This is a genomic window from Cereibacter changlensis JA139 (genome assembly GCF_003034985.1).
In the GTDB taxonomy this organism is placed as follows: domain Bacteria; phylum Pseudomonadota; class Alphaproteobacteria; order Rhodobacterales; family Rhodobacteraceae; genus Cereibacter; species Cereibacter changlensis.
Genome location: NZ_PZKG01000159.1, coordinates 1 through 7,867 on the forward strand (window position 1 = coordinate 1; position 7,867 = coordinate 7,867).

Annotated in this window: 8 protein-coding genes and 1 pseudogene; all 9 read right to left on the reverse strand. The window is 69.5% G+C overall.

Features of this window, described 5'->3' with window-relative positions:
* Nucleotides 1-857: mechanosensitive ion channel family protein (locus tag C5F48_RS20230; protein WP_107665602.1), on the reverse strand; the 857-nt coding region annotated here is incomplete at its 3' end.
* Nucleotides 858-1,096: 239 nt separating this feature from the next.
* Entirely contained in the window at nt 1,097-1,519 is a 423-nt protein-coding gene (gene rnk, locus C5F48_RS20235) for a nucleoside diphosphate kinase regulator (RefSeq protein ID WP_107665596.1), read from the reverse strand.
* Between the two features lie 51 nt (nt 1,520-1,570).
* Nucleotides 1,571-2,089, reverse strand: a complete 519-nt coding sequence (locus tag C5F48_RS20240; RefSeq protein WP_107665597.1) for a GreA/GreB family elongation factor — start codon at nt 2,087-2,089, stop codon at nt 1,571-1,573.
* Between the two features lie 450 nt (nt 2,090-2,539).
* Complete coding sequence (locus C5F48_RS20245; protein WP_107665598.1) at nt 2,540-3,283, reverse strand: ChaN family lipoprotein; 744 nt, start codon at nt 3,281-3,283, stop codon at nt 2,540-2,542.
* Nucleotides 3,280-4,152, reverse strand: a complete 873-nt coding sequence (locus C5F48_RS26230; RefSeq protein ID WP_107665599.1) for a hypothetical protein — start codon at nt 4,150-4,152, stop codon at nt 3,280-3,282. Before C5F48_RS26230 ends, C5F48_RS20245 begins: the two co-directional genes overlap by 4 nt.
* Nucleotides 4,046-5,395 (reverse strand): ABC transporter ATP-binding protein/permease, encoded by a 1,350-nt coding sequence (locus C5F48_RS20255; RefSeq protein WP_107665600.1) that lies wholly within the window; start codon nt 5,393-5,395, stop codon nt 4,046-4,048. Before C5F48_RS20255 ends, C5F48_RS26230 begins: the two co-directional genes overlap by 107 nt.
* A gap of 4 nt (nt 5,396-5,399) precedes the next feature.
* Entirely contained in the window at nt 5,400-5,564 is a 165-nt protein-coding gene (locus tag C5F48_RS25315) for a hypothetical protein (protein WP_170139591.1), read from the reverse strand.
* Nucleotides 5,558-7,402: a TonB-dependent receptor domain-containing protein gene (locus C5F48_RS20260; RefSeq protein WP_146170670.1), complete on the reverse strand. Its 1,845-nt coding sequence runs from the start codon at nt 7,400-7,402 to the stop codon at nt 5,558-5,560. The genes C5F48_RS25315 and C5F48_RS20260 overlap by 7 nt, the downstream gene beginning before the upstream one ends.
* A gap of 107 nt (nt 7,403-7,509) precedes the next feature.
* A pseudogene (locus tag C5F48_RS20265) lies at nt 7,510-7,867 on the reverse strand (ABC transporter ATP-binding protein); the annotation flags it as partial.

Consider the following 7,867-nt stretch of genomic DNA (forward strand, 5'->3'; position numbering starts at 1 on the left):
ATCGGGCGATGCGGCAGAGCGGTGCCGGATCGGCGAAGGGCCGCATCCACCGCTTTCAGGACCGCATCGCGGCAGTCGATCTCCTGATCGAACCGTCCGACCCAGTAGCGCAGCGCGTAGCGAATTCCCTCGGGCTCGATGGCAAGCATCCGCACGTCGGGCGGGGGCGTCTGCCGGATCAACGGGGTCTGCATCAGCGCCACGCGCAGCGTCTCCGCCGCCTCTCGCGCGGTCGTTCCGTAGCCCAGCGTGACCTCGAGCTGCGCGCGGAACTCGCTGCGGGGCGCCGAGTAGTTGACGATCCGCTGTCGCGAAATCTGGCTGTTGGGCAGGATCACATAGGTTGAATCGCGCGTCATGAGCCGCGTAGTCCGCCAGCCGATCTCGATCACCTTGCCTTTGGCGAGGCGCTCGATGTCAACCCAGTCGCCGATGCGGAACGGCGCCTCCAGCCCGAGGGCGACACCCGAAAGCGTGTCGGCGACCACATTGCGGATGGCGAAACCGAGCAGGGCGAGCACCACGCCCGAGCCCGCGAGCACGCTGCCGGCGCTGTTCCCGGTCAGGAGCAAGGCGCCGGCGACGAAAGCGGTCAGGAAGAACAGCGCTGACAACAGGTCGCTGAGCAACCGCGGGACCGGCCGGCTGCGGGGCCGCGCTCGCGAGAAGACCTGATCGGTGATCCGGCTCAGCAACCACGCGATGCCGAGATAGGCCGCGATCTGCAGCCCGTCGCGCCCGTGCCCGCCGAGCAGCTCGATGCCCAGACGCGCGCGCAAGCCGAAGGCCGCAAGCGTCACGGCGCTGAGGCCGCCCAGAAAAAGCAACGGTGCAAGCAGCTTGCGAACCAGCTTCATGGCAGCGGCCCGGTCGGCTGCAACGGCGCGAAGCCCTGTTCCCGAACGAGGTCGCCGCTCTGCGACGGGCTGCGGGTTGTTGACGCCGGCCACGATCCCGCCGGGGCAAATCTGACCCGGCAGGACGGGCAGCGCCCGGCCGCAGACCGTGGCACGGGCGCGCCGCAATTGGCGCAGTAAGCTGGAATGGACCGGCGGGGCATTTCCTGCCCTCCTTTTGTTGGCGGTTCGGTGTTCTGCTATTGCTGTTCTGCCTCGGCCGTGGCGCGGGACGGCTCGACCTGCAGAACGGTCAGGCCGCGTTCGGCGCCGGCCCGCGTCGTCCATTGGAACTGGTCGCCCTCGGCAAGACCCAGCAGGGCCACCCCCACCGGCGTGAGGATCGAGACGACGCCCTGGCTGATGTCGGCCTGTTCCGGCCATGACAGTCTGACGCGCAGGTCCCGCGCGGTCAGGTGATCGCGGTACAGCACCTCATTGCCGATGGTGACTACATCGGGCGGCAGGCTGGACCGTTCGACCAGCTCGGCCGCCGTCAGTTTGTTGACCAGTGGGTAAGCCACGTCGGGAAAGCGCGCGATGGCGGCCCCGGCGAGGATTTCCAGCCGTTCGAGCAATGCGGAATCGATGACCGTGCGAGCACGGCGCGAAGAATGGGACATGATAGCCTCGATTGAAATGTTGTGTTGAGCTTGACCGGGGCGGAGAGCCGCTCAGTCGAATAGGTTCGCACCCGTCCTGCCTTGGGGATGGACAGCCAGAACCTGCACTTCGCCTGTCGCGCGGTTGCCGTCGACGAAGCGCCTGCGCTGTCCCACCGCCAAGCCGATCAGCGTGACGCCCAGAAAGCTGCCAACCGGCATTGGTCTGCTCCCGTCGCCGGGATAATACCAGTGATAGAGCTGGCAGGTCTCGGGTCGCTGGTGATCCAGGACGAAGGTCGCCCTGGATGTCCCGGTGACCACGTCGGCAGCAAGATCCCCCGCCTCGGTGACCCGCGCATCCAGGAGTTTCGCGCGGATCAACCGGGCGAGCCTCGCGAAGCGGGGGCCGCCCAGCTCTTCGCATCGACGCCTGTGCTCGTTCAGCTGCCAGTAATCGTGGCGGCTGAGCAAGGCGCGGGCCGGGCGCACCTTCGGCATGCCGCCGGCGCGTGGACGGCTACCGGAAGAATGGCCGTCGAAGAGGGCCGCTTCGCCTTTCGGCTGCGGGGCTGTGGGGTGGCAATGCATGACTGTTCCTCAACGGACGGTGTCCGTCTGGCTGACCTTGATCTTGGAAAGGGTGAGCCCCGGGAAAAGGCGTCAGCAGGCGACCGCCTCTGCCCGGGGCAGAGTGCGCGTCAGCAGCGAACCAGAGAAAATCCGGAACCTGACCAGAGGAAGGAACGTCATCATGCCTTCAGACTTAGGCCGTCAGAGCGGTGAAAACAAGCTGGCCCGTCGGAAAGCGCGAATTGCCCCGAACTGTCGCCATTCGGGCACAGGACCGGCGCCGGCGATGTTCGCGGTGAATACCAAGCTGGGCCTGCTGTCCTCGCAGGGGCTGGGGTGCAACGCTGCGCATCCGGGGATGCGGTCTTCGGACAATCCCGCCCACACCGCCTGCCCCCCCGAACCTCAGAGCGAAATCACTTTTCGATCCGCGCCGGAGAACGGGCGAGAGCAGTGGACCCGCGCTCCCTAAATCTCCTGCGGCGGGATCAGCACCTCCACCCTGTCCATGCCCAGATCGGCCAGTTGCCAGGGCACGCCGCCACCCTGTTGCAGATGGCCCATGCCGATGATGCCAATGACCAGCGGACGGGTCGGCAAGGATGCCGCGGCGACGAGGCGCGTGGCGAAGGCCCGATCCCAGACCTCCTGCGCGCGCAGGAAGCGGTCGAAGGCGGGATCCTCGACCGAGGCTGCCGCGCGGGTCGGCGACGCGCCGCCGGTGAGCTCGAAAATGAAACGCCGGTAGGCGGCGGGCGAGGGCCGCGCCGGCGTCAGCCCCTCGCGATCCGCTTCCGGCACCCCCTCCCAGCCGAGCGCGCCGACCTCACGCACCAGGTCGCGGCGGCAGTTCAGCCCGCGCATCGGGATCCGCATCTCGCGGCAGAAGCGGAACAGCGGCAGATAGAGCGCGGCGTCGAAGCCCCAGACCCTGCCCCATTCGGCGCGCTCGAGGAACGCGGGCTCGGTCAGGCCGCCTGCAACCCATTCGGCCAGCACCGGGTCAAGCCGGGCCGGGAACATCTCGAAGCCCATGACGACGGGCCGATGCGCCGCGAGCCCCGCCGCCATGTGCAGCTGCCAGCGATGATGGTCCGCCCGGTCGTGGCGCTCGCCGAGGAGCACCGCTTCCGCCCGCGCCAGCCTTTGCATCAACCGGGGATGCGCGTCGCCCGCTTCCCCGGCCGGCCTCTGCCAGAAGATCTCGGTCATGACAGCACCGCCGAGCGCAGCGTGAGCCCGGTCGGCGCGCCGTCCGGCCCCAGGGCGCACCGCAGCCCGGGTTCTGCGGCCCAGCCGCTGACCGACCCGCCGCGCAGGTGCAGATGGAAATCCGCGGTCATGATGTTGAGAAAGCCCATCATCGGCTTAAGCTCCTCGATGCGCCCGCGCCACATCTGGCGCAGGCCGGGCAGCTCCAGTTCGATGGCGACCTCGGCCCCGGCGTCGAGCAGCGTCTCGAAGGGGGCGAGGCCGGGATGATCCTCGGCGAGCACCGGGGCCGGGTCCTCCTCCGGCTTGGCGGCCTCGGCGGCGGGGGCGCGGGTCAGGCCCTCCAGCGCGGCCTCGAAGGGGTCGAGGCCTTCCAGCCCTATGGCGGAGACCAGCAGCGCGCCACTTGCCGCGCGCAGCTCGACGCGCGGCATGACCTTGTCGCGCATGATCGAGCTGCGGTCGACCACCACCTCGGCGATCGGGCCGAGCGCGATCCGCGCATCATGGCAGGCGCCGCCGAGCCGGATCTCGCCCTCCGCCTCCTGCACCGTCTCGACCCGGCCGATGCGCTCCAGCAGCACGCCGGGTCCGCGGGCCAGGCCCAGCCGCTGCCGCTCGCCCATCGACAGGCCGGCCAGCGCCGCATCCCCTTCTCCGGCCGCCAGCCTGTGGCCCAGCCCCAGACGGGTCAGCACCGCGCGGATCCTCTGCGGGTCATGCCGCGCCGGGTCATCGGGATGGCAGGCGGCGGCGGCCAGATCATCGCCCAGCACCGGCGCGCCGGCGGGCAGCAGCAGGAAGCGGCCGGCGGGCCGGGTGATCCGCCCCTTGCCCCAGGGCCAGAGCCCGGCGATGGCGGCGAGCAAAGTGGTCTTGCCGCAGCCCGAAGGCCCGGTGATCAGGAGCACCCGTCCCGCCGGCACCACCCGGTCGGGAACCGGCGCCAGCCAGCGGCCCTCGGGGGTGGCGAGCCGCATCCCCTCGATGCGCAGCGCGCCGTCCGCCGAGACCTCGCGCCGGATCGCCCGCGGCCCGCCCGGCAGCGGCGCGGGGGGTGCCGGCGGCGGCGATCAGCCCGTCCAGCCGCTCGCAGACCGCAACGAATTCCGCCAGCTTGCGATATTCGAAGATGAACCAGCTCAGCGTGGTGGTGACGCTGGAAAAGGCCGCGCCCAGCTGCATCAGCCCGCCCAGGGTGACGGCGGAGGCGAAATAGGCCGGCAGCGCGAAGAGGCTGGGGGTGCGCAGCACCGTCTGGTGATAGGGTCGGGTGAACAGGCCCAGCACCAGTTCCGCCCGCATCAGCCGCCGCCAGTTCGCCACCACATCGGCGAAGCGGCTGTCCAGCCGGCGCCGCTCGGCAGCCTCGCCGCCGGATTGCGCCACCAGATCCGCCCGGTCGCGCAGCTGCACCAGCGCATGGCGGAAATCGGCCTCGAACCGCTCGCGCTCGAAATAGCGCGGCTTCAGCGGCCGGCCCAGCCAATGGGTCAGGCCGGTCGCCACTAGCACATAGAGCGGCGCTAGCCAGACCATGTAGCGCGGCACGACGATCTCGGCGCCGAACAGGGGAAAGCTCAACGCGAAGCCGGCCAGCGACCAGAGCACCACGACATAGGACACCAGCGCCACCGCGTCGGAGATCACGTCGAGCGTGAACTCCAGCAGCCGCTCGACATAGAGCCGGCAATCCTCGGCGACCCGCTGGTCGGGGTTCTCCACCGGCGTCGCGCCATAGCCGGGGCGCAGCAGCCAATAGGCCCGGTTGCCGAGCCAGAGATCCAGCGCGCGGCCGGTCAGTCGGCCGCGCCACAGGATGAGCAGCCCCTTGCGCAGCCAGTCCGCCGCCAGCCAGCAGCTGGCCGACAGCGCCGTCAGGGCGAAGAACACCCCGACCTGACGGAGGGCTTCGGTGGCGTCGAACCGCTCCAGCGCATCGTAGAACGCCTTGTTCCAAGCGATCAGCCGCACCGAGACCCAGACCCCGGCGAAGTTCAGCCCGAGGACGACGCCATAGAGCGCCAGCCCGCGCCAGGCCCCCGGGCCGCCCGCCGCGAGGCGGGCCAGCCGGGCGGCGCGGGCCAATGTGGGTCGCACCCCGCCGGCCATCGGTTCAGAACCTCAGGTCGAGCGAGGCGGTGAACACCCGCCCGGCGCCGGTCTGCAGCTCGATCGGGTTCTGCGCTGCGACCGAGCTGCTGGCGGTCTGCGAATAGCTCGCCGCGGAGGCCTCGAAATAGCGCTTGTCGAACAGGTTGCGCACCCCGAGGTTCAGCACCGCCTTGTCGAGACCTCCCAGGCGGCATAGGCGTCGATCACCCCGTAGCCCGCCGGCTTGAGATCGGTCTCGTTGGCGGTCTTCTTAACCGCTTGGGCGAAGGTGCCCACCAGATCCAGCGTCAGCCCGTGCTGCGGCACGTCCCAGCTGAGCCCCAGCGTCCCGGTCAGCGGCGAGACGGTGTGCGGCGTCGTGGAGGCGCCGGCCTCGGCGCGTTCTTCGCCCTTCTGCCAGCTGGCCGCGCCGGTCAGGTGCAGCCGGTCGGTCAAGGAATAGCGGCCCTCCAGCTCCAGCCCCCAGACCCGGACCTCCGACAGGTTGCGGTAGGTGTAATCCGAGGTGCCCGGCGGGTTGTAGAAGTTCTGGATGAAGTTGGTGTAATCCGCGTTGAAGGCGGTGAGGCCGAGGAAGCCGCGATCCAGATCGCGCCGCAGCCCGATCTCGACGCTCTTCACATGTTCCGGCTCCAGACCGGGGGCCGGCACCAGGTCGAAGAAGGCGCCCGGGACCGAGGTGTAGAGCTGCTGCGCCGTGGGCATCTTGAAGCCCTCGCCGTAATGGCCCCAGACCTGCCAGCCGCCGCCAAAGCGGTAGAGCGCGCCGAGGCTCTTCAACAGCTCCTCATCCTCGCGCCGCCGCGGCTCCGCCCCTTCCACCGGCACATAGTCGGCGTTCGGGCGCGGATCGAGCCGGTAAGTCGCGTAACGCAGCCCCGGCGTCAGCTCCAGCGCGCCGTCCAAGAGCTCGATCCGGTCCTGCAGGTAGAGATCGGCCCGCCGCGTATCGGCATTGGCGAAGTTGAACCCGCCCGCCGGGGTCGAGGTGGTGGTCCCGGTGGTCAGGTTGCGGACCACGTCAAGCCGGCTGTAATCCGTCTTGGTCAGGTCGCCGTCGAAACCCCAGGTGACCTCGTGCCGCGCCGCGCCGGTGTGGAAGCGCGAGGTGGCCTGCAGGTCGAGCTCGATGAAATCCTCGGAATAGGCCAACGAGTCTCGGGTAATCAGGCTGGCCCCCGCCGCCGAGGTGCTCCATTTCTGCCCGGACCGCTCGTAGCTGTGCGGCGCCAAGGCCAGCGTGGTCTTCAGCTCGTCGAGCCAGGCCAGCCCGGCGGTCCAGCGGTGCTCCAGCGCATAGCGGCTGCGCTCGACGTCGAGCGCCCGGTCATAGTCATGCACCACCTCGCCGGTGGGCAGGCCGGTCATGGTGGAGCGCACCGGACCCAGCCCGCTGTCGAACTGCACTTCGGTGTCGCGCTGCAGGTGGTCGAGCGAGAATTCGAAGCGCTGACGGTCGGTCGGAGTCCAGACCGCCTTCACGAGCAGGCGGTCGGCCGAGATGTCGGCCGGGTTCAGCGCGCCGCAGGGTGTGGCTCCATAATCGAGGTTGCGCGGGCATCCATAGATCCTGCCATCATCACGGGCGTTCGACAGCTTGGCCTCGTGAGCCGCGCTATGCGAGACGCCCAGCATCATCGCGAGATCGGGGCCGAACTGCTGCGCCAGCGCGACCGAGACGGCGGTCTCGTCATTCAGCCCGTCGAAGGCCAACCGTCCGGTGCCGGCGCGGTTCTGGCCCTGCAGAATGTCCTCGGGATCAAGGTTCTGCACCGCCACCACCCCGCCAAGCGCATCCGCGCCCCAGAGCACCGACGCCGGCCCCTTCACTACGTCCACCTGCTTGGTGAAGCCGAAGTCGAGATAGTCGCGCGTGCCGTCGGTGATCCGCTCGGCCATGCGCGAGCCATCGACCAGCATCTGCACCCGGTTGCCGCCCACCCCGCGGATGGTGAAGCCGCCGAAGGTGTTGAACGGATCGGTCGAAGTGGTCTGGCGCTGCACGGCCAACCGTCCGGCCGGCAACCTGTCCGGCCCTTGCGACGCGCGCAGGAAGCTCACCCGGGAGGCAGCGACAGGCGCCCGCCGCCGCCTATATTCAACAGCCTGCTTCAGGCCAGCGCCAGCCGCGCCTTGCGGCGTTCGGCCTGCACGTTGGGGTCAGAGTGGAGCCCCGCCGCCAGCAGCCGCTGGGTATAGGCCTGACGCGGGCGGTCGAAGATCTGCGCCACCGGGCCCAGCTCCACCACCCTGCCCTGCTGAATCACCATCACCTGATCGGCGACGTCGCGCACCACCGGCAGGTCATGCGCGATGAAGATGAAGCTGATCCCCAGCCGCTTGCGCAGATCGTCCAGCAGCGCGATCACCTGCGCCTGCACCGAGACGTCCAGCGCCGAGACCGCCTCGTCGCAGATGATCAGCTTCGGCTCCAGCGCCAGGCGCGGGCGATGGCCATCCGCTGACGCT